Consider the following 19288-nt stretch of genomic DNA (forward strand, 5'->3'; position numbering starts at 1 on the left):
TGTGCATTTATGGGAATTCACCAAAATAGTGCATACATTTGAGCTTTATGCCCCATTTTGTGTCACGCCGGAATCCATGTTTTTTGGAGCCCCCGGCCGGGGCCAAGCCGATTCATGCTGCCGCAAAGGCACAATATTGGCTTGATGTGGTGCCGCCAAGCGCTGGCGTGAAAACCGGTATCAAGCCGGTGCAACGGCTGGCATGGAACCTGCATTCTTCCCCGACAACCCTTTTACAACCTCGAGTTCAACTTAGGAGAGCCTGATGGCCAAGACCGTCGCAGACGTCATGAAAATGGTGAAGGAAAACGAAGTCAAGTTTGTTGACTTCCGCTTCACCGATACCCGCGGCAAGGAGCAGCACGTCACGGTGCCGGTGTCGCACTTCGACGAAGACAAGTTCAGCGACGGCCACGCATTCGATGGCTCTTCCATCGCAGGCTGGAAAGGCATTGAGGCATCGGACATGCTGCTGATGCCCGATCCCAACACCGCCAACATCGATCCCTTCTTCGAAGAGCCGACCCTGTTCCTCACCTGCGACGTTCTGGAACCAGGCGATGGCAAGGCCTATGACCGCGATCCGCGCTCTATCGCCAAGCGCGCCGAAGCCTACCTGAAGGCCTCCGGCGTGGGTGATACCGCCTATTTCGGCCCTGAACCCGAATTCTTCGTGTTTGACGGCGTGCGCTGGAGCACCGAGTCCGGCCACAGCTTCTACAAGATCGAAGAGTACGAAGCCCCCTGGAACACTGGCTCCGAGCTCGAAGGCGGCAACCGCGGCCACCGTCCGACTACCAAGGGCGGTTACTTCCCCGTGCCCCCGGTCGACAGCACGCACGACATGCGCGCCGAGATGTCCCTCATCCTCGAATCGCTGGGCATTCCGGTTGAAGTGTTCCACCATGAAGTGGCCGGCGCGGGCCAGATGGAACTGGGTACCAAGTTCTCCACGCTGGTACAGCGTGCCGACTGGACGCAAGTGCTGAAGTATGTGGTGTGGAACGTTGCTGATTCCTACGGCAAGACAGCCACCTTCATGCCCAAGCCCTACCACGGCGACAACGGCAGCGGCATGCACGTGCACCAGTCCATCTGGAAGGGTGGCAAGAACCTGTTCGCGGGCAAGGGCTACGCAGGCCTCTCCGACACCGCCCTGCACTACATCGGCGGCATCATCAAGCACGCCCGTGCGCTCAACGCCATCACCAACCCCTCCACCAACAGCTACAAGCGCCTGGTGCCGCACTTCGAAGCACCGGTCAAGCTGGCTTACTCCAGCCGCAACCGCTCGGCTTCGATCCGCATTCCTCACGTGGCGAGCGACAAGGCCCGCCGCATCGAGGCACGCTTCCCCGATCCGATGGCCAACCCGTACCTGTGCTTCTCCGCACTGCTGATGGCTGGTCTGGATGGCATCGAGAACAAGATCCACCCGGGCGAAGCCGCCACCAAGGATCTCTACCACCTGCCGCCGGAAGAAGACAAGCTGGTGCCTACCGTGTGCCACAGTCTCGACCAGGCCCTGGAAGAGCTCGACAAGGACCGCGCCTTCCTGACCAAGGGCGGCGTGTTCACCGACGCCATGCTGGATGCCTACATCGAGCTGAAAATGGCCGAAGTCAGCCGCGTGCGTGTGAACGTGAATCCGGTCGAATACGACATGTATTATTCGCTGTGATGTTGTCACAACCATAAAAAAGGGTGGCCTGGCCACCCTTTTTTGTTGTGCCAAGGAACACCGCTTTGTCAAACGGCTCTATTGACAGATACTTGATCGATCACGGCGCTTGATGCCACGGAAACTTGATATGCGAACCGCTTTGCTGCTGACCTCCCTCTTTGCCGCAACCAACTGGTTGGCTGCGGCGCCGGTGTCGGCGCAAGATCGTATTTACCGTTGTGGCAACGAATACACCAACCGCATTGGCAACCGCAAGGACTGCAAGGTGGTGGAAGGCGGCAATGTCACCGTGGTGCGCGGCACCGCCCCGGCACCCGCGCCGGCACCTGCCGCTGGCGGAGGCGGCCAGCGCAACGTGGTCAGCGCGCCTGCGGCCGCGCCGCGCGTGGATTCACCCGAGCAGCGTGCCCGCGATGCCGATGCCAAGGCCATCCTGGAGCAGGAGCTGCGCCGCACCGAGGCGCGCCAGGCTGAATTGCTCAAGGAATACAACAACGGCGAGCCGGACAAGATCGGCGGCGAAGCGCGCAACTATCAGAAATACCTCGATCGCGTGGCGGAGATGAAAGCCGCCATTGACCGCAACCAGAGCGATATCGAAGGCATCCGGCGCGAATTGAACCGGTTCAAGTAAACGGCCTTCCAACTTGTCTTACCCCTTTCCCACCTCTGGGCGAGGGTGAGGCGGGACCGGCCTTCCGGTGAGGGCCACCAGCGCTATCATGAAATTCCAGAGCATGCCTGAACCCCGCCGTCCGCACCTTACACGCTTCCAAGCCTTCGACCAACTGGCCATTCTGGTCGCGGTGCTGGCCGAAGACGGTACCGTCCTGTTTGCCAATGCCGCTCTGGAAGACGCCGTGGGTCTGTCCTGGCGCAGCATCGAGGGCACGCGGTTCCAGGATTTTTTCGCGGAACCCGCCGAGCTGGAGCACGCCTTGACGGGAATGCGCGAAAACACCTTCGCCGCGCTCCGCTACGACGCTCACCTGAAACGCCACGGTAAACCGAACGCCGACGTGCTGCCGGTGCACGTCATCGTCGCGCAAACCGAGCGCCCGGGAGAGCTGGTGGCTCAACTGCTGCCCCAGGAGCTGCAGGCGCGGCAGGAGCGAGAAGAGCGCCAGGCCGATCAGGTGCGCGCCAACAAGGAGCTGTTCCGAAATCTGGCGCATGAGATCAAGAACCCCCTGGGTGGTATTCGGGGCGCGGCGCAACTGCTGGAAATGGAGATGGCCGCGCCCGAGATGCGCGAATACACCCAGGTCATCATCCACGAGGCCGACCGCCTGCAGGTGCTGGTGGACAGGCTGCTGGAGCCGCACCGGCACCCGCAGGTGCTGGGAGACGTGAACATCCACGAAGTGTGCGAGCGGGTGCGTTCGCTGATCGTGGCCGAGTTTCCTCAAGGGCTTCGGGTCGTACGCGACTACGACATCTCCATTCCCGATTTCCGGGGCGACCGCGAGCAGTTGATCCAGGCCCTGCTCAATATCGTTCACAACGCCGCGCAGGCGCTCGCCGAACGCATGGCCACCAGCGGAGACGCCAGGATCGTGTTGAGCACCCGAGTGGCGCGACAAGTCACAGTAGGTAAGCATCGCTATCGGTTGGCATTGGAATTGCATGTCATCGACAACGGACCGGGCGTGCCCGATTCGATCAAGGACCATGTGTTTCAACCCCTGGTGTCAGGGCGGGACGGCGGCAGCGGACTTGGGCTGACTCTGGCCCAGACTTTCGTGCAGCAGCACCATGGTTTGATCGAACTCGACAGCGTGCCAGGCCGGACGGATTTCAGGATCCTGATTCCGTTGTTATCTTGATGACCTGTGCTGAACGAGAGGAGCCCCTATGAAGCCGATCTGGATCGTTGACGATGACCCTTCCATCCGCTTCGTGCTGGAGAAGGCCCTGTCACGCGAAGGTCTGCCTACCCGGTCTTTTACAAACCCCCGCGAGCTGTTGGCTGCGCTGGATGACAACGCCGCGGCGGGCGAGGACAGCAGCGGCCCGAGCGTGCTGGTGAGCGATATCCGCATGCCCGGCGGCTCCGGCCTTGAATTGCTGGAGAAGGTGAAAGAGCGCCTGCCCGGTTTGCCCGTGATCATCATGACGGCTTTCTCCGATCTCGACAGCGCCGTGTCTGCCTTCCAGGGCGGCGCCTTCGAGTATCTGCCCAAGCCTTTTGATGTGCCCAAGGCCGTCGAGCTGATTCATCGCGCGGTCGAAGAAAGCGTGCGTGAGGAAGTGGCCGAGCAGCAGCAGGCGCAGGCGCCCGAGATGCTGGGCCAGGCGCCGGCCATGCAGGACGTTTTCCGGGCCATCGGCCGGTTGTCGCAAAGCAATGTCACGGTGCTCATTACCGGCGAATCGGGCAGCGGCAAGGAGCTCGTGGCCCGTGCATTGCACAAGCACTCACCGCACGCCAAGGGGCCTTTCGTGGCCATCAACACCGCGGCCATCCCCAAGGAACTGCTCGAAAGCGAGTTGTTCGGCCACGAGCGCGGCTCTTTCACCGGGGCCCAGGCTTCCCGGCGAGGCCGTTTTGAACAGGCTGACGGCGGCACGCTGTTTCTGGACGAAATAGGCGACATGCCGTTTGATCTGCAGACGCGGCTGCTGCGCGTGCTCTCTGACGGGCATTTCTACCGCGTGGGCGGGCACAGCGCCATCAAGACCCATGTGCGCGTGGTGGCCGCCACGCACCAGGATCTGGAGCGGCGGGTGCGGGAAGGCGCGTTCCGCGAGGATCTGTTTCACCGCCTGAACGTGATTCGCCTGCGGTTGCCGGCATTGCGCGAGCGGCGTGAGGATGTTCCCGCGCTGACGCGGCATTTTCTCGGTTTGAGCGCCCGCCAGCTTGGCGTGGAGCCCAAGCGTATTTCAGAGGCTGCTCTGGGGCGACTGGTTGATTTCAGTTTCCCGGGCAACGTGCGGCAACTGGAAAACATCTGCCACTGGCTCATGGTGATGGCGCCGGCACAAGTCATCGAGGAAAAAGATCTGCCGCCTGAGGTGCTGACCGCAACACCGGCAGGCGAACACGCTCCGGTGCCGTCGCCGGTTCTTGCAGTTGCTCCCGCTTCGGCTTCAGTCCTGAACCCCGTCCTTCCGGTGGAAGCCCATGCCGCCGGCACCGAAATGAAGCACGTGCCCACAGGTTGGGAGCGAGGCCTTCAGGCCGAAGCGGCAGGCATGCTTGCTTCGGGCCAATCAGAGGTGTGGGACAGCCTGATCGGCCGCGCCGAATCGTGCCTCATCCAGGCCGCGCTGTCCGACACGCGAGGCCGGCGCATAGAAGCTGCTCAGAAGCTCGGTATCGGCAGAAACACCATCACGCGCAAGATCCAGGAGCTTGGGCTCGAGTGATCTAGGAGCATGTTGGCTTTCGCTCAGCCTGCATCGGGCCTGCGGGCTACCCTGCCTGCCGCCCCGCCATGCTGACCAGTTGGACCAGCGCGGGGCCTACCGTTTTCGGCAGATCTGATGGCTTCGTCCGATAGCCTGGGATAGCGCAATTGAAAAGCAGGTTTCTCGATCCGTAGCGGATGTCCGAGGCCACCCCTACGGCCAGCACGCCCATCCCTCCGTCACCCAGGTTGACGGCAAAGCCCCGCTTTGCATAGTTGGCAATGCTTTCCTTGGCGCCCTCGATGCCACGGGCGTGTTCTTCGGGCCGCATCTGCCTTACTCGAGCCAGGAAGTGGTTGCGCTCCGAGGGCGTCATGCCCGCCAGCCATGCGCGGCCCATGGAGTTCTCCACGATCCCTCGAACCGCCCCGATCCCCGGGCGGGCGAGCGTGCCCTGCTGGTGCGCGCATGTTTCTATGAAAACCACGTCCAGGTCCATGGCCACGCTCACGGAGACCGCGCCTTCGAATCGGTCAGCCATGAATTGCAGCGCTGGCCTCAGCTGTGTCAGCAATGGCGCGTTGATGACGTAGGGGTAGCCCAGGGTGACCGCGGCGGGGCCGATGAAATACCGGTCCAGCCGCTCATCGTGATCCAGGAAGCCCAGGGTCTGCAGGCTTCGGCATAGGCGGCTTACTGTCGACCGGGGCAGGCCCAGGCGCTCTGCGAATTCGCTGTTGGCATGGGCCCGCGGATTTCTGACGAAGCTCTGCAGGATCATCAGTCCTTTCGCCAGGGTGCCGGAGAAGTTCGGGTCGTCATTCCGCACCCGCCGTAGATCCTCCTGATCCTTGATATGGTGCATGGTGCGAAGCTGACGCATCTTGGTGCTCCCTGATACCCGTTGCCTGTGCCTGGTGCCTGGTATGGATGCCGGCAGGGAGGATTCTGCATCGATGTTCCAGTATTTGAAGCCAGCGTGCCCTAGATATAGACCAGTGTCACCCAATCCGCCACCAGGGCGGGCTTTTGCTGGCCCTCGACCTCGATCACGCAGTGGCGCGTCAATGCCACGCCACCCGCCTTGGGCTCCACTCCCTTGAGGGTCTGGCGCAGCCGCACGCGGGCACCGCTGGGCACGAAGCTGGTGAAACGCAAACGATCGAAACCATAGTTGACGCCGTGCGTCACGCCGCTGATGCGAAAGGCCATGCTGCGGGCAAGGTAAGACAGAAACGACAGCGTGAGGAAGCCATGGGCCACCGTACCGCCGCGTTCCCGTGTGGCCCGCTCCCGGTCGACGTGAATCCACTGGTCGTCGCGCGTCAGCCGCGCGAAGTCGTCGATGTCGCTTTGCCCGATCGCGACCCAGGGGCTCAACCCGATCTCCTGTCCCACGTAACCCTTCAATTGATCCACCGGGATGAATGGAGGTGTAGTGTCTTTTTCAACGCTGCTCATAGTTTGACTCCGGCGGCTTTGACGATGGGGGTCCAGCGGTCGATTTCCTGTTGCACGTAAGTGGTGAGACGCTCTGGGGTGCTGGCGATCATGTTGTAGCCCTGCCGGGTGAGCTGCTCGCGAACCTCGGTCTCGGCGCTCACTGCCAGCGCTGCCTCGTGGAGTTTGCCGATGATCGCCGGTGGCGTACCTGCCGGCACTAGCATGGCTTGGAAGGCTTCACCCACGATGTCGGGAAAGCCCTGTTCCATGGTGGTTGGGATATCCGGTAGCGAAGGCAGGCGCTTGGCCGAGGCCACGGCGAGACCGCGAAGCTTGCCCGCCACCACCTGCACGCCGGCGGGCGTATAGGCGTCAAACATGAGAGGCACGGCGCCGCCGATGACGTCTTGCAGCGCGGGAGACGATCCTTTGTAACCGATGTGCGTGAGGTTGGCGCCGGTCTTCAGCCGCAGCGCTTCGCCAAGGAGGTGCGGCATCGAGCCGACGCCCGCCGTGGCGAAACTCAGGCCGTTGGGTGTGGCCTTCGAAGCTGAGATGATGTCCGCGAGCGTCCGGTAGGATGCCGAAGGATTGGAAACGATGATGACCGGAGCGCTGGCGATCAGCATGACCGGCGCCAGGTCCTTCAACACGTCATAGGGCTCCTTGATGCCCAGCGCGCTGTTCAGGGCCAGCGGCGCAGCCGCGAACAGGATCGTGTAGCCGTCAGCCGGAGCGCGCACCACCATCTCGTTGCCGATGATGGTGTTGGCCCCGGGCTTGTTCTCAACCACGAAGGAAGCGCCCAGCCGGGTGGACATGCGCTGGCTGAAGAGTCTTGCCACCGTGTCCAGCGCGCCACCGGGCGCATAGGGAACGATTACCCGTATGGGCTTGGCCGGATAGGTCTGGCTGCATGCCGGGGAGCTGGCCATGCCCGCGGCCACCGTGATGGTTGCCAGGGCACTGCGTCTGCTGATGGGGCGCTCGTACATCTTGTCTCCTTTTGATATGGTGCTGGGAAAGTGAGGCCGGCGCCGAAAGGCGCATCTTCGTTCCTATTCGCCGCGCCACCGCGGCGGACGCTTCTGCGAGAAAGCCAGCGGCCCTTCGCGGGCGTCCTCCGTGCCGAAGGTGATGCCAACGAGGTCATCCTCCAGGCGCAATCCTTCGGCCAGAGGTAATTCAAATCCGCGGCGCACCGCTTCCCTGGCCAACTGCACGGCCACGGGCGCATTGGCAAGGATTTCGCGCGCCAACGCCTCCGCGCGGGGGAGGAGTTCTTCGGCGGGAACGACATATTCCACCAGCCCGTAGGCCAGCGCCGACGCCGCATCCACGGTGCGCCCTGTCAGGATCAGCTCCATCGCGCGGCCTTGGCCGATGCGGCGTGCCAGCCGCTGCGTACCGCCATTGCCCGGAATGATGCCGCGCCGCACTTCGGCGAGCGCGAACGAGGCATTCGCCGCTGCGATCACGATGTCGCACTGGAGAATGAGTTCCAGCCCCAGGCCCAACGCCGCCCCGTTGACGGCGGCGATCAGGGGTTTGGGGAAATCGGCCAAGGGGTTGGCGCGCGCGCGTCGCTGCCTGCGCCGGGCGATCACGGACACGGAGGCGGCGGCGAACTCCCGCAAGTCCATACCGGCACAGAAAGCGCGCGAGCCCGCGCCGGTCAGTACTACGGCTCCGATTTCAGGATCGGCCGCGGCCCGCGCCATCACCGATCCCAGCTGCGTGCGCAGGTCTTCGTCCACCGCGTTGTGCACTTCGGGGCGGTTGAGGGTGATCACTGCCAGGCCCGCGCGGTTTTCGGCGATCACCTTGACTTTTTCCATCGACATGATTTCCTGATGGCTTTGTGCAGAGCATCCCTAGGCGTGCCCGGCGTCTGACGCCTGGGCGAAGAAGGCGAGGGCGGCCAGAGCGCGGACAGCCGCGGAGGGGTCGTCGATGACCACCACACCGGCCTCGCGGAATGCATGGCGGTAGGCAGGCTGCATGAGGCCTGTCACGACGAGCGGCCGGTCCGGGTGGCAGGCATGGGCTGAGATCAGGCTGTCTACTACCTTTCGGGCGATGGTGGCGCCCAGCAGGGCGGCCGCCGGAAAGAACAGCAGCATGGCGTATCCAGCCTGCCCGTCTCCATGTCCAAGCATGTTGGCCAGGGTGCGTTCGAGCAGGCCCGGCGTCGTGAGAGTTTGCCCGGTGATGTCCACGGGATTGCGGGGGCCGGCATAGGGCACTTCGCGCAGCAGCGCCTCCTGGGCGGCCTTTGGCAGCTCGGCCAGGTCCAGCCCCGTGCTGCAGGCTTCGTCGGCGATCAGCACGCCAACACCGCCGGAGACCGTCAGCACGCCGGTGCGCGCCGAGGCCGGAAGCGGGCAGACGGAAGCGGCATAGCCCACGGTGAAGAGTTCCTCCACGGTGCCGGCCCGCCATACCCCGTGCCGGCGGAACAGGGCGTCGTATGCCGCGTCGTCGCCGGTGTCTGCTCCGGTATGGGCCGCGGCGGCCGCGCTTCCGGAGGCGGTGCGCCCCACCTTGGTGATCACTACGCGCTTGCCCGCGGCTCGCGCGGCTTGCAGGGCACGCTCGAGCTTGGCCACGTTCCGGCAGCCTTCCATGTACCCCAGGATGACCTGAGTGCCAGGGTCCTGGGCCAGCCATTGCACGCAGTCTGCGAACTCGATGTCGGCTTCGTTTCCGGTGGTGACCCAATAGGACATGCCCAGTTCCCGTGCGCGGGCCAGGGAGAACGCGAACGCGCCGAAGGCGCCCGACTGGCTTACGACGGCGATGTTGCCCACCCGGTTCTCGCCCGCGCGCGGCGCGGGGAGAAAGTGGCGAACACCTGATCGCGGAAGGACATCATTCCCAGGCAATTGGGGCCCAGCAGGCGGATGCCGGCGGCGCGGGCGCGCCGGGCCAGGTCCTGTTGAAATGCCTTCCCGGCTTCGCCCGATTCAGCGAGGCCCGAGCTGAAAACGACCAGCGCTTTCACGCGCGCGGCGATGGCGTCATCGAGCGTGCTTCCAAGGGCATCGGCGGGAACGGCCACGATCGCCACGTCAATGGGGCCGCCAGCCGCCGCGAGGGATGGGAAGGCCGGCAGGCCCTGTACCGTGGCGTACTTCGGGTTGATGGGGATGAGCCGGCCGGTGTAGCCGCGCTCGATCATGAGGGCGATTGGAACACCCCCGATCCGGTCCGGGTTGTCACTGGCTCCAACCACGGCGATGGAGCGTGGGTGCAGCAGTGCATCCAGCCCGGCTGGCCCATCATCCGCGAGCGCTGCCTGCGCCGCATCGGCATGGCATGGTGCGGTGGCTTGGGGCATGGCGTCTCCTTCAAATTGGGTGGACTCTATGCCGCCTCTCTGGCAAGGTGAACGAGAGTTTCAAATATTGAAACTCCGATGCTTTTCCCGCAGCTATCCGCCGAGAATCCATGCCAGTCCCAACTGATTGATCGGAGAGCATGGATGAGCCTTGCCGGAAAGAGAATCATCGTCACGGGTGCCGGGAGCGGCATCGGCCGCGCGGTGGCCGCGGGCTATGCGCGTGCCGGTGCCGCGTTGGCTTGCATGTCCAGAGGCCGCGACAAGTTGCGCGAAACCGCAGCGCTGATCGAGGCCGAGGGCGGCCAGGCCTGGGTACTGCCTGTGGACGTGTGTGATTTCACGATGCTGGAGCAGCAATTCCAGGTGGCAGAACAGGCCCTGGGCGGGCTTGATCTTGTGTTTGCCGCCGCAGGGGATGCCTCGGAGAACGTCGCGGTAGAGTTCTCCGACCCGCAAGCCTTCCGGCGGACCCTGGAAGTCAACCTGGTGGGTGCCTTCAATACCGCGAAAGCGGCCATCCCGGCGCTGCGGCGCAGCGGTGGCGGCCAGGTCATATTCGTCGGCTCCGGCATGGGATATCGCGCCGCGGTCACGCGCGCAGCCTATGCGACATCCAAGGCGGGTCTGAGCATGCTGGTCCGCGTGCTCGCACAGGAGCACGTGGGCGAGGGGATCACCTTCAACGAGCTGATTCCAGGGCCTGTGCTCACTGATTTCATAGCCAGCCGCGCCGATGAATTGAAGAAAAGGGTCGGCGCATCCGAATGGTTCAAGCAGCCAGAGGACGTGGTGCCGATGGCCCTGTTCATGGCCAGCCAACCGAACCATGGCCCCACGGGCCAGACATTCAGCCTTGCAAGAAGGGAGCTTTGACGTGACGCATCCGGCCGAAAGCACATACACCGCCCTGGTGGTCGAACAGCTGTCCCCTGATTTTTCCGGGGTTGTGCTGCGAGATCTGGACACGCCTATGCCGGGGCCCGGCGAGGTGCTGATACGCGTACGCGCGGCGGCGCTGAATTTTCCGGATGTCCTGCTGACTCAGGGGAATTACCAGTTCAAGCCGAATCCCCCCTTCGTTCCGGGTTTGGAGGCTGCGGGAGAAGTCGTCGTGGCCGGCGAGGGGGTGGCGCACGTGAAGCCCGGGGACGCCGTGATGGCGCAGACCCGGCAAGGGGGCGCGCTGGCACGCATGATGGTCGCCGACGCGAAGGAAGTGCGCCGCATGCCCCCCAACCTGGATTGGGCAGAAGCTGCCGCCCACTCGGTCGCCGGGATCACCGCCTACGTGTCGCTGATCGAGCGGGGGCGGTTGGAGGCCGGCGAAACCTTGCTCGTGCATGGCGCCAGTGGCGGTACGGGCATGGCCACGGTGCAGTTGGGCAGGCACCTTGGCGCACGCGTGATCGCCACCGGCCGTTCACCCGAGAAGCTGGAAGCCGCCCGCTCCGCGGGCGCTCATGAAGTGCTCCAGGTCGGGCCGAACCTGAAGGACGACATTCTCCGCGTGACGGATGGCGAAGGCGTCGATGTCGTGTTCGATACCGTGGGAGGCGATGTATTCGATGCTTCGCTGCGCGCGCTCGCCTGGGGAGGGCGCCTGCTGGTGGTCGGCTTCCTGGGGGGCGCATCGCGGACATGAAGTCCAATTACCTGCTCATCAAGAACATTTCCGTCATCGGCGTGCGCGCCGGTGAGTTTGGCCGACGGGACCCGGTCAAAGGTGCAAATGCCTTGAGGGAAATCGATGCGCTCGCCGCTCAAGGCGTGTTGAAGCCGCATATATCGGCCCGTTTTCCCCTGGAGGAGGGGGTGCAGGCCCTTCGCCTGATGGCGGCAGGAGGTGCCACTGGAAAGATCGTGGTCACGATGTAGTGCTTTCGGGTAGCGTCATGCCACCAGCGGCGGCATCTCCATGGCTTCGATCTGTTCTGTCAGCGTGTGGATCTGCCCGCGCCAGTAATCCGGCGTGCCGAAGCCACTGAACGCGGCGGGAAACGCCGGGTCTTGCCAGCGCCGGGCGATCCAGGCGCTGTAGTGGATCAACCGCAGCGTGCGCAGCGGCTCTATCAGGGCGAGTTCACGGCGGTCGAACTCGCGCATCTGCTCATACCCATCGATCAGAGCCCCAAGCTGCTGCTGGCGCTCCGCCCGCTCACCACTCAGCAGCATCCACAGATCCTGTATCGCGGGGCCGCTGCGGCAATCGTCCAGGTCGACAAAATGCGGGCCGCCACCAGGCTCTTCGGCAGGTGTCCAGAGAATATTGCCCACGTGGCAATCGGCGTGCAGGCGTAGCGCTTTGACCTGTTCCTGGGCAAAAACGCCACTCGCCACGTCGAGGGCTTGCTGGCTGACATCGGCCCAGGCGCGTTCCACTTCCAGCGGCAACTGCTGCTCGGCCAGCAGCCATTCCCTGGGCTGCACGCCGTAGCTGGCCACATCCACCGCTGGCCGGGACTTGAAGGGTGCACGGGCACCCACTTGGTGCAGCCGCGCCAGAAAACGGCCGATCCACTCCAGCGTTTCGCCGTCGCCCAGCTCCGGCGACCGTCCGCCGCGCCGCGGGCTGACGCTGAGGAGAAAGCCGCCATGCGCATGCAAGGTGCGCCCGCTGATCGAAATCGGTCCCACCACGGGGACTTCCGCTTCCATCAGCTCTGCCGCGAACGCGTGTTCCTCCTCGATCTGTTCAGCGCCCCAGCGGCCGGGCCGGTAGAACTTCAGCACCACAGCCCGGTGCTCATCCGCCAGCGGCGTTCCCGGCTCCAGATGCGCGAGATAGACCCTGTTCTCATAGGAATTCAGCGCCATCAGGCGGCCATCGCCCGTCAGCCCCAGGTGGTCCAGTGCATCGAGCACAAAGTCGGGGGTGAGGGTGGCGAAAGGGTGGATCTCTTCAGGCATGCCTCTATTGTCCGCGCAGCGGCCAAGTTCGAGTCACAATGAGCGCCATGCCTTCTCAATACTGGTTGATGAAATCCGAGCCCGACGAGTGCTCCATCGACGACGCCCTTGGCGCGCCGGATCAGACGGTGCCGTGGACAGGTGTGCGCAACTACCAGGCACGCAATTTCATGCGGGACGCCATGCATGTGGGGGATGGCGTGCTGTTCTACCACTCCAGCTGCCCGGAGCCAGGCATTGCCGGTATCGCCCGAGTGGCGTCAGGTACTCGGCCTGATCCGACGCAGTTCGATCCTGATTCACCGTATTACGACAAGGCCTCCAAGCAGGACGCGCCGCGCTGGCTGCTGCTGGATGTACAGGCCCTGCGCAAGACGCGCCTGCTCAGCCTGGCCGAGATGCGCGACTCGCCCGCCTTGAGCAGCATGCGCGTGCTGCAGCGCGGCAACCGGCTCTCGATCACGCCGGTGACGGCCGAGGAGTGGGCGGCCGTCACCGCGTTGGTGAAGTAGGGGTGATTTTCTCCGTCATTCCCGCGCAGGCGGGAATCCAGTGCAGCCTTTGAACGCCCTCTGGATTCCCGCCTGCGCGGGAATGACGGCCGATCTAGGCGGCAAGTTTGACGGTTAGTTCGCGAAAGCGGCGATCCCCGTGATGGCGCGGCCCAGGATCAGCGCGTGCACGTCATGCGTGCCTTCGTAGGTGTTGACCACCTCCAGGTTGACCAGGTGGCGCGCCACGCCGTATTCGTCGCTGATGCCGTTGCCGCCCATCATGTCGCGCGCCATGCGGGCGATATCGAGCGCCTTGCCGCAGCTGTTGCGCTTGAGGATGGAGGTGAGCTCCACCGACGCCACGCCTTCGTCCTTCATCCGGCCCAGGCGCAGGCAGCCCTGCAGCCCCAGGCTGATGTCGGTCAGCATGTCGGCCAGCTTCTTCTGGATGAGCTGGTTGGCGGCCAGCGGGCGGCCGAACTGGTTGCGGTCCAGCACATACTGGCGCGCGCGCAGATAGCAGTCCTCGGCTGCACCCAAGGCGCCCCAGGCGATGCCGTAGCGGGCGCTGTTCAGGCAGGTGAACGGGCCTTTCAGGCCGCGCACCTCGGGAAAGGCGTTTTCCTCGGGCACGAAAACCTCATCCATCACGATCTCGCCCGTGATGCTGGCACGCAGGCCCACTTTGCCATGCACCGCGGGGGCCGAGAGGCCTTTCCAGCCTTTTTCGAGAATGAACCCGCGGATCTTGCCGCCGTCGTCCTTGGCCCATACCACGAACACGTCGGCGATGGGGGAGTTGGTGATCCACATCTTGGCGCCGCTCAGGGAGTAGCCGCCATCCACCTTCTTCGCGCGGGTGATCATGCTGCCAGGGTCGGAGCCATGATTGGGTTCGGTCAGGCCGAAGCAGCCGATCCACTCGCCAGCGGCCAGCTTGGGCAGGTATTTCTTCTTCTGCGCCTCGGTGCCGAATTCATTGATGGGCACCATCACCAGCGAGCTTTGCACGCTCATCATGCTGCGGTAGCCTGAATCCACGCGCTCGACTTCGCGGGCAACAAGGCCGTAGCACACATAGTTGAGGCCGGCGCCGCCATAGGCTTCAGGGATCGTGGCGCCCAGCAGGCCCAGCTCGCCCATCTCACGGAAAATGGAAGCGTCAGTCTGCTCGTTGCGGAAAGCCAACTGCACGCGCGGCAGCAGCTTTTCCTGGCAGTAGGCGCGGGCGGCGTCCTGCACCTGGCGCTCATCATCGGTCAGCTGATCGGTCAGATGGAAAGGGTCTTGCCAGTTGAAGGCGGTCTTGCTGCTAGCCATTTGGGCGTCTCCGGGCGTAAAAGATCAAAGCCGTCATTTTGCCGCCGGCATGAATAGTTGTCTAATATCAGATACCGATCCTTGAATAGGTTTTAAATATTGATGGAGCTGCGCCATCTGCGTTACTTCCTTGCGCTGGCTGAAGAGCTGCACTTCGGCCGCGCCGCGGAGCGCCTGGGATTGAGCCAGCCGCCGCTCTCGGTCGCCATACAGCAACTGGAGGGGGAGGTGGGGGCGCCGTTGTTCCTGCGCAGCAGCCGCGGAGTGCGGCTTACGGCGGCAGGGCAGGCTTTCATCCCGGCCGCCCGGGCGGTTTTGGAACGCGCGGCGCAAGCCTTGGCGGAGGCGCGCGACGTGGCTGGCGGTGAAGCCGGGAGCCTTCGAATCGGTTTTGCGGGCACTATGCTGTACAGGGGCTTACCGCGCATGCTGCAGCGGTTTCAGGCCGAACACCCGCGCCTGAAAATCGCGCTGCGCGAGCTTAGCTCCAGCGAGCAGTTGCTGGATCTGAGCCACGAACGGCTGGATGCCGGCTTTGTGCATACCACCCAGGTGCCGGCGGAGTTTTCCCAGATTCTGGTGTCAAGCCAGCCCTTCGTGGCCTGCGTGCCCGCCACGCATCCCCTCGCACGCCGGCGCTCCATTCCGCTGGAGGCGCTGGCCGATCAGCCATTCGCACTGGTGGCGCGCTCGGTGTCGCCCGACTATCACTCCCGCATCCTGGCGCTGTGCGGCGCCGCCGGTTTTACGCCAGACCCCATGCATGAGCTGCACCACTGGCTGAGCGTGGTGTCGTTGGTGGGGCAGGGGCTGGCCGTGGCGCTGGTGCCCGCGGCCATGCAGCAATCAGGTATGTGGGGGGCTGCTTTTGTCCCCGTCAAGGGCGCGCGGCATGACTGGCCGCGCTATGAAACCTACTGCCTTTGGAAAACAGGCCGGGACCAACCCGCACTGGGGTTGTTTCTCTCGGCGGTGCGGGAAGTGGCTACGCAGTAGGGTTGCTTATCTCCAGAAGGCCAGGCGGTTCCACCATTGGCCCGGGCTGAAGAGTTCGGACCAATCCAGCTTGAAGGCATTCCAATCGAGGTACGCGGCTGCTTCGTTCTTCGCCGGAGCCTTTTCGGGCGCCTTGCGCGCAGGTTCGCCCAGGCCCTTTGCGGCCGCGCGTGAACGTGTACGCACGGCTTTTTGGGGTGGGGCTTCGGCATCATCCGGCGTCGCCGAATGTGAGCTGCCGGCGCCGGTGGTCGGGTACAACGGGGGCACTATCTGTATCGACGGAGCAGACTTTGCGCTCGCTGTCGAGGCAGCCAGGTGGGTGCCTGTGTCCCAAAGCGAGATGCTGGTGAATTTGGCAGACAAGGCGTCCGCGATTTGCGAACGCATGTCGGGCATGCCGGCATCGTGCGCGGCTGGCGTCGGCTCGCTTTCGTCCAGCGCAACGGGGCCACTTCTGATGGGTATGGGGGCTTCAACGGCACCCCGGACCTCCGCCGGATCCAGCGAGACATGTACCTCAGCGCCCCGGCGCTCGATGTTGAAGCGATCGGAAAACCGGCCCAGCCGTTCGGTTTCCTCGTTGATTTTTGAAAGCAACTCACGGGCGGCTTCTGCCAGGGCGGCCAGGCCGTGCTCCTCAGCGGCTGAAATCATGCTCTCCACCACCTTGCGCATGGTGGAAATACCATTTCTTTTCGCATCCGAGGCCGAGTTTTTCATGAAGAGGCCAGTTTTCTGAAACTCGGCCAGCAGGCGGTTGAATTCCGTGAAAACGGGGGCCAGCACGCCCTTGTGCACATGCTCCTGCCGCAGAATTTCCGGAGATTGGTGCGCGTTGGCCTGCGATTGGCTATCTACATAGTGCACGCAGTGCTTGAGGTTTCGTGCGGTCGCGGCGGCCGCGACACCCATGGCCTCCAGCCATCCGCCCTTGATTTGCGGATCCGTGAATCCCGGGCAGCCAGCAGCTTCGAACTTCACAAAGAGCTCGGACTTTCCGTCCGCTCCCGGTTTCAGCTTGTCGAACAGCAGCGCGCCGCCCGGCAGTGGCAGCAGCGACCGGTAGTCCTCAATGCCCCGCTGAGCCATTTGAGCCCCGAAGGTTGGAATGAAACCAAGGAAGCTGAAACTGTCGTCGTGGCCCAGGCGCTCGGAGTAATGTGTGGACGTGCGAGTAACCGCACTGGCACAGTGATTGAGAAAGTTATAAATCCGATTGTCTGGATCTTTCATGATGAAGGATCCAGACGTGGTCATCTCGCTTGTGCTGAAATCGCGCCCGACATGGCGCGCGAAATCTTGCGAGGCCGCAACGCCCATCATGTACCAGCACAGCGCGCGCACGGTGTAGATATTGCTTTCCACCACCAGGGTTTCCGGCCCGGCAGCGACAGTCAGCTCGGCACCTGCTTGGGTTCTGTCGAGGCTGGACAAGGCTTTGGCAATATTCTCGCCAACGGTGACCAACTCAGAGATGTAGGCCCGGTCGAATCGGTTTTCTTCTCCGCTCCTCTGGGTGTGATTGAGGAGCAGGTCAACAATATATTCATTGTGGGCAATGGAGGCTCCGCAAGGTGTCTTCAGGATGGCGATCAGTCTTTCATTTCTGCTGACATATTCTTCTTCGAGAAGTTTCTGCCTTGCCGCTGCGGCATTTTCGATCAAGGCTGCCGTATCGAAAATGGAGTTTTTAATCAGGCCCAGCCCCGCATGAAAATAGCCCGGCTCATAGATATTTGAAGCCGTGCTGACCATGAGAAAGTCTTCTCCGGCCGAAGAGGGCAAATGGGGTGGGAGTTCAGGTTCGCCGCTTCGTCTCTGGGCAATGGTTCTGATGTTTTCCAGCCCCGTGAATTCCGCGGCTGAAATCAAGCCGGGCCGTATGAGGTTGCTTGTGGCCACCGAACAGCTTTTGGACCTGCGGTGTCCATGTTCGAAATGTTTGGGTGAATTTTTCTCCGGACAGGCCGGGCGGTGGGTGTGATGCCTGGTATGGGTGGAAAGCTTGTGCGGCAGCATTTGAAGATCCTTGGGGTAATTGATTCTTGAGATGGCGCCGCCCCGTCAAGCCTGCCAATCGGCCTCGCAGGGGGCGCCGCTGATGTTCATAGGCATGAGTCACGGTGCAACTTGAATGATTCCAAACGAGTCCTGAGCAGGGTGATGCCATGTCCATTTCCCACGCGGGCCCGCCAGGCGTTAGAGTGATGCGGTTCACGTCAGTCAGGGGCCCCGGCCATGACGGCCCAATGCCCCGGAAGAAAGGTCAAAAGTGGAAAAATCGTCCAACCCAGGCAATCACCCCGCCGTAGAAACCATTGTTCTTGGTGGTGGCTGCTTCTGGTGCACCGAAGCTGTTTACAAGGAGGTGCGCGGTATCACTGACGTCGAGTCAGGTTACAGCAACGGCCAGGCGGAGAGACCGAGCTATGAACAGGTATGCACCGGCCGTACCGGCTCGGTGGAAGTCGTCAAGCTCGAATACGATCCGGCTGTGATCAGCACGCGGCAGGTTCTGGAGATTTTCTTCGTCGTCCACGATCCGACGCAGCTCAACCGGCAGGGCAACGACATCGGCACGCAATACCGCAGCGGTATCTACTTCACCACACCCGAGCAGCAGCAAGTGGCCCAGAAGCTGGTGGAAGAGGCTGCACGTGAAGGGCTGTTCGATGAGCCGATCGTGACCGAAATCAAGCCCCTGGCCGACTATTGGCCCGCTGAAGACTACCACCAGGACTTTTTCGAGCGCAACCCCACGCAAGGCTACTGCATGGCGGTAGCGGCCCCCAAAGTCACCAAATTCCGCAAGACCTTCCGCGATTTGGCCAAGGCCTGATGCTGGCCGGGGAGGCCGTGGAGTAGGCACGGCCGGCGGGTGTTTTTCTGGTGAGGGGCGCGTTAGCGCCTCAGGGAACTCAGTGATCCGCCGCTTGCCCTCACCCCAACCCTCTCCCAGAGGGAGAGGGAGTCAATCCAACCTACCAAGTCAGAAGGCCGCGGAGCAGGCCATGCAAGTGCTGCCGCGGAGCGGGCTTGGCCCGGCTGCTGGCAGCGTCCCCCTGGGGGAAGGCGCCGAAGGCGACTCAGGGGGATCTATCTCGTCCCAAAATCCGATCTCCCGCATCGCCGAGACCAGGCACGATGTAGCCATGGTCGTTCAAACCACGATCAATGGCTGCCGTGTAGATGGGCACGTCCGGGTGCGCTTCGTGCAGCGTACGGATGCCCTCGGGTGCCGCCAGCAAACACAGGAACTTGATCGAGCGCGGCTTGGTGGATTTGATCTTCGTCACCGCAGCCGCTGCGGAATTGCCGGTGGCCAGCATGGGATCAACCACGATCACATCGCGCTCCTCCATGTCGGCAGGCATCTTGAAATAGTATTCCACCGCCTGCAGCGTGGCAGGGTCCCGGTACAGCCCCACGTGGCCTACACGCGCATTGGGCACCACCGAGAGCAGGCCGTCGATCATGCCGTTGCCGGCGCGCAGGATTGAGGCAAAAGTCAGCTTCTTGCCGTCGATCATGGGGCTGTGCATGGTCTCCATCGGTGTTTCGATCTCGACATCAACCACCGGCATGTCCCGTGTCACCTCATAGGCCATCAGCGCCGCCAACTCGTTCAAGAGCGTGCGGAAGCTGTTGCTGCTGGAGTCTTTCATGCGCATCAGCGTGAGCTTGTGCTGGACGAGCGGATGAGTGACGTGATGGACTTGGGGCATGGTGACAGCTTGTTCTTCT

Annotated in this window: 20 protein-coding genes; 10 read left to right on the forward strand and 10 right to left on the reverse strand. The window is 63.1% G+C overall.

Features of this window, described 5'->3' with window-relative positions:
• Nucleotides 1-265: 265 nt before the first annotated feature.
• The 4 genes from glnA to ntrC all read left to right on the forward strand — a co-directional run bounded on the left by glnA (nucleotide 266) and on the right by ntrC (nucleotide 5056).
• The gene (gene glnA, locus WJU18_RS11960; protein ID WP_423460266.1) at nucleotides 266-1681 is read left to right on the forward strand and encodes a type I glutamate--ammonia ligase; all 1416 of its coding nucleotides are present in this window, start codon (nucleotides 266-268) and stop codon (nucleotides 1679-1681) included.
• 130 nt (nucleotides 1682-1811) lie between these two features.
• A complete protein-coding gene (locus WJU18_RS11965; RefSeq protein WP_423460267.1) occupies nucleotides 1812-2318 on the forward strand; it encodes a hypothetical protein in 507 nt (168 codons plus the stop codon).
• 103 nt (nucleotides 2319-2421) lie between these two features.
• Complete coding sequence (glnL, locus tag WJU18_RS11970) at nucleotides 2422-3510, forward strand: nitrogen regulation protein NR(II) (RefSeq protein ID WP_423460268.1); 1089 nt, start codon at nucleotides 2422-2424, stop codon at nucleotides 3508-3510.
• A 28-nt stretch (nucleotides 3511-3538) separates the two neighbouring features.
• Nucleotides 3539-5056, forward strand: a complete 1518-nt coding sequence (gene ntrC / locus WJU18_RS11975) for a nitrogen regulation protein NR(I) (RefSeq protein ID WP_423460269.1) — start codon at nucleotides 3539-3541, stop codon at nucleotides 5054-5056.
• A gap of 46 nt (nucleotides 5057-5102) precedes the next feature.
• Here ntrC and WJU18_RS11980 read toward each other — a convergent pair whose 3' ends face one another.
• The 6 genes from WJU18_RS11980 to WJU18_RS12005 all read right to left on the reverse strand — a co-directional run bounded on the left by WJU18_RS11980 (nucleotide 5103) and on the right by WJU18_RS12005 (nucleotide 9821).
• Nucleotides 5103-5921: an IclR family transcriptional regulator gene (locus WJU18_RS11980; RefSeq protein ID WP_423460270.1), complete on the reverse strand. Its 819-nt coding sequence runs from the start codon at nucleotides 5919-5921 to the stop codon at nucleotides 5103-5105.
• Between the two features lie 101 nt (nucleotides 5922-6022).
• The gene (locus tag WJU18_RS11985; protein ID WP_423460271.1) at nucleotides 6023-6499 is read right to left on the reverse strand and encodes a MaoC family dehydratase; all 477 of its coding nucleotides are present in this window, start codon (nucleotides 6497-6499) and stop codon (nucleotides 6023-6025) included.
• On the reverse strand, nucleotides 6496-7476 hold the full coding sequence (locus WJU18_RS11990; protein WP_423460272.1) for a Bug family tripartite tricarboxylate transporter substrate binding protein: 981 nt from the start codon (nucleotides 7474-7476) through the stop codon (nucleotides 6496-6498). Before WJU18_RS11990 ends, WJU18_RS11985 begins: the two co-directional genes overlap by 4 nt.
• Before the next feature lie 63 nt (nucleotides 7477-7539).
• Nucleotides 7540-8319, reverse strand: a complete 780-nt coding sequence (locus WJU18_RS11995; protein WP_423460273.1) for an enoyl-CoA hydratase/isomerase family protein — start codon at nucleotides 8317-8319, stop codon at nucleotides 7540-7542.
• A 36-nt stretch (nucleotides 8320-8355) separates the two neighbouring features.
• Nucleotides 8356-9291, reverse strand: coding sequence for a hypothetical protein (locus WJU18_RS12000; RefSeq protein WP_423460274.1), 936 nt, complete (start codon nucleotides 9289-9291; stop codon nucleotides 8356-8358).
• Nucleotides 9270-9821 (reverse strand): CoA-binding protein, encoded by a 552-nt coding sequence (locus WJU18_RS12005; protein WP_423460275.1) that lies wholly within the window; start codon nucleotides 9819-9821, stop codon nucleotides 9270-9272. The genes WJU18_RS12000 and WJU18_RS12005 overlap by 22 nt, the downstream gene beginning before the upstream one ends.
• Nucleotides 9822-9965: 144 nt before the next feature.
• On the opposite strand from WJU18_RS12005, the gene WJU18_RS12010 reads away from it, so the two are divergent.
• The 3 genes from WJU18_RS12010 to WJU18_RS12020 are packed head-to-tail and all read left to right on the forward strand — an operon-like array spanning nucleotide 9966 to nucleotide 11699.
• On the forward strand, nucleotides 9966-10697 hold the full coding sequence (locus WJU18_RS12010) for an SDR family NAD(P)-dependent oxidoreductase (RefSeq protein ID WP_423460276.1): 732 nt from the start codon (nucleotides 9966-9968) through the stop codon (nucleotides 10695-10697).
• Nucleotide 10698: 1 nt separating this feature from the next.
• A complete protein-coding gene (locus WJU18_RS12015; RefSeq protein ID WP_423460277.1) occupies nucleotides 10699-11466 on the forward strand; it encodes an NADPH:quinone oxidoreductase family protein in 768 nt (255 codons plus the stop codon).
• On the forward strand, nucleotides 11463-11699 hold the full coding sequence (locus tag WJU18_RS12020) for a zinc-binding dehydrogenase (RefSeq protein ID WP_423460278.1): 237 nt from the start codon (nucleotides 11463-11465) through the stop codon (nucleotides 11697-11699). The genes WJU18_RS12015 and WJU18_RS12020 overlap by 4 nt, the downstream gene beginning before the upstream one ends.
• 15 nt (nucleotides 11700-11714) lie before the next feature.
• On the opposite strand, the gene WJU18_RS12025 is transcribed toward WJU18_RS12020, so the two are convergent.
• Complete coding sequence (locus tag WJU18_RS12025) at nucleotides 11715-12731, reverse strand: serine/threonine protein kinase (protein ID WP_423460279.1); 1017 nt, start codon at nucleotides 12729-12731, stop codon at nucleotides 11715-11717.
• Nucleotides 12732-12778: 47 nt separating this feature from the next.
• Between WJU18_RS12025 and WJU18_RS12030 the strand changes: the two genes are divergently transcribed.
• Nucleotides 12779-13243, forward strand: a complete 465-nt coding sequence (locus WJU18_RS12030) for an EVE domain-containing protein (protein WP_423460280.1) — start codon at nucleotides 12779-12781, stop codon at nucleotides 13241-13243.
• A 114-nt stretch (nucleotides 13244-13357) separates the two neighbouring features.
• On the opposite strand, the gene WJU18_RS12035 is transcribed toward WJU18_RS12030, so the two are convergent.
• Nucleotides 13358-14545 (reverse strand): acyl-CoA dehydrogenase, encoded by a 1188-nt coding sequence (locus WJU18_RS12035; protein ID WP_423460281.1) that lies wholly within the window; start codon nucleotides 14543-14545, stop codon nucleotides 13358-13360.
• 102 nt (nucleotides 14546-14647) lie between these two features.
• On the opposite strand from WJU18_RS12035, the gene WJU18_RS12040 reads away from it, so the two are divergent.
• Nucleotides 14648-15541 carry a LysR family transcriptional regulator gene (locus WJU18_RS12040; protein WP_423460282.1) on the forward strand — a complete coding sequence of 298 codons (894 nt, stop codon included), beginning with the start codon at nucleotides 14648-14650 and terminating at the stop codon, nucleotides 15539-15541.
• A 6-nt stretch (nucleotides 15542-15547) separates the two neighbouring features.
• Here the strand turns inward: WJU18_RS12040 and WJU18_RS12045 are convergent, their stop codons facing one another.
• Nucleotides 15548-17299 (reverse strand): hypothetical protein, encoded by a 1752-nt coding sequence (locus tag WJU18_RS12045; RefSeq protein WP_423460283.1) that lies wholly within the window; start codon nucleotides 17297-17299, stop codon nucleotides 15548-15550.
• Nucleotides 17300-17816: 517 nt separating this feature from the next.
• On the opposite strand from WJU18_RS12045, the gene msrA reads away from it, so the two are divergent.
• Complete coding sequence (gene msrA / locus WJU18_RS12050; RefSeq protein ID WP_423460284.1) at nucleotides 17817-18383, forward strand: peptide-methionine (S)-S-oxide reductase MsrA; 567 nt, start codon at nucleotides 17817-17819, stop codon at nucleotides 18381-18383.
• A 247-nt stretch (nucleotides 18384-18630) separates the two neighbouring features.
• On the opposite strand, the gene upp is transcribed toward msrA, so the two are convergent.
• Nucleotides 18631-19269: a uracil phosphoribosyltransferase gene (gene upp / locus WJU18_RS12055; protein WP_423460285.1), complete on the reverse strand. Its 639-nt coding sequence runs from the start codon at nucleotides 19267-19269 to the stop codon at nucleotides 18631-18633.
• Nucleotides 19270-19288: the final 19 nt, after the last annotated feature.

The sequence above is a fragment of the Ottowia sp. VDI28 genome, assembly GCF_049532675.1.
Lineage (GTDB): Bacteria > Pseudomonadota > Gammaproteobacteria > Burkholderiales > Burkholderiaceae_C > Ottowia.

Bases quoted from the DNA above. Each gene is read 5' to 3' on its own strand.
- glnA (WP_423460266.1), top strand. From the start codon at position 266: ATGGCCAAGACCGTCGCAGACGTCATGAAAATGGTGAAGGAAAACGAA.
- WJU18_RS11965 (WP_423460267.1), top strand. From the start codon at position 1,812: ATGCGAACCGCTTTGCTGCTGACCTCCCTCTTTGCCGCAACCAACTGG.
- glnL (WP_423460268.1), top strand. From the start codon at position 2,422: ATGCCTGAACCCCGCCGTCCGCACCTTACACGCTTCCAAGCCTTCGAC.
- ntrC (WP_423460269.1), top strand. From the start codon at position 3,539: ATGAAGCCGATCTGGATCGTTGACGATGACCCTTCCATCCGCTTCGTG.
- WJU18_RS11980 (WP_423460270.1), bottom strand. From the start codon at position 5,921: ATGCGTCAGCTTCGCACCATGCACCATATCAAGGATCAGGAGGATCTA.
- WJU18_RS11985 (WP_423460271.1), bottom strand. From the start codon at position 6,499: ATGAGCAGCGTTGAAAAAGACACTACACCTCCATTCATCCCGGTGGAT.
- WJU18_RS11990 (WP_423460272.1), bottom strand. From the start codon at position 7,476: ATGTACGAGCGCCCCATCAGCAGACGCAGTGCCCTGGCAACCATCACG.
- WJU18_RS11995 (WP_423460273.1), bottom strand. From the start codon at position 8,319: ATGGAAAAAGTCAAGGTGATCGCCGAAAACCGCGCGGGCCTGGCAGTG.
- WJU18_RS12005 (WP_423460275.1), bottom strand. From the start codon at position 9,821: ATGCCCCAAGCCACCGCACCATGCCATGCCGATGCGGCGCAGGCAGCG.
- WJU18_RS12010 (WP_423460276.1), top strand. From the start codon at position 9,966: ATGAGCCTTGCCGGAAAGAGAATCATCGTCACGGGTGCCGGGAGCGGC.
- WJU18_RS12020 (WP_423460278.1), top strand. From the start codon at position 11,463: ATGAAGTCCAATTACCTGCTCATCAAGAACATTTCCGTCATCGGCGTG.
- WJU18_RS12025 (WP_423460279.1), bottom strand. From the start codon at position 12,731: ATGCCTGAAGAGATCCACCCTTTCGCCACCCTCACCCCCGACTTTGTG.
- WJU18_RS12030 (WP_423460280.1), top strand. From the start codon at position 12,779: ATGCCTTCTCAATACTGGTTGATGAAATCCGAGCCCGACGAGTGCTCC.
- WJU18_RS12035 (WP_423460281.1), bottom strand. From the start codon at position 14,545: ATGGCTAGCAGCAAGACCGCCTTCAACTGGCAAGACCCTTTCCATCTG.
- WJU18_RS12040 (WP_423460282.1), top strand. From the start codon at position 14,648: ATGGAGCTGCGCCATCTGCGTTACTTCCTTGCGCTGGCTGAAGAGCTG.
- WJU18_RS12045 (WP_423460283.1), bottom strand. From the start codon at position 17,299: ATGGTCAGCACGGCTTCAAATATCTATGAGCCGGGCTATTTTCATGCG.
- upp (WP_423460285.1), bottom strand. From the start codon at position 19,269: ATGCCCCAAGTCCATCACGTCACTCATCCGCTCGTCCAGCACAAGCTC.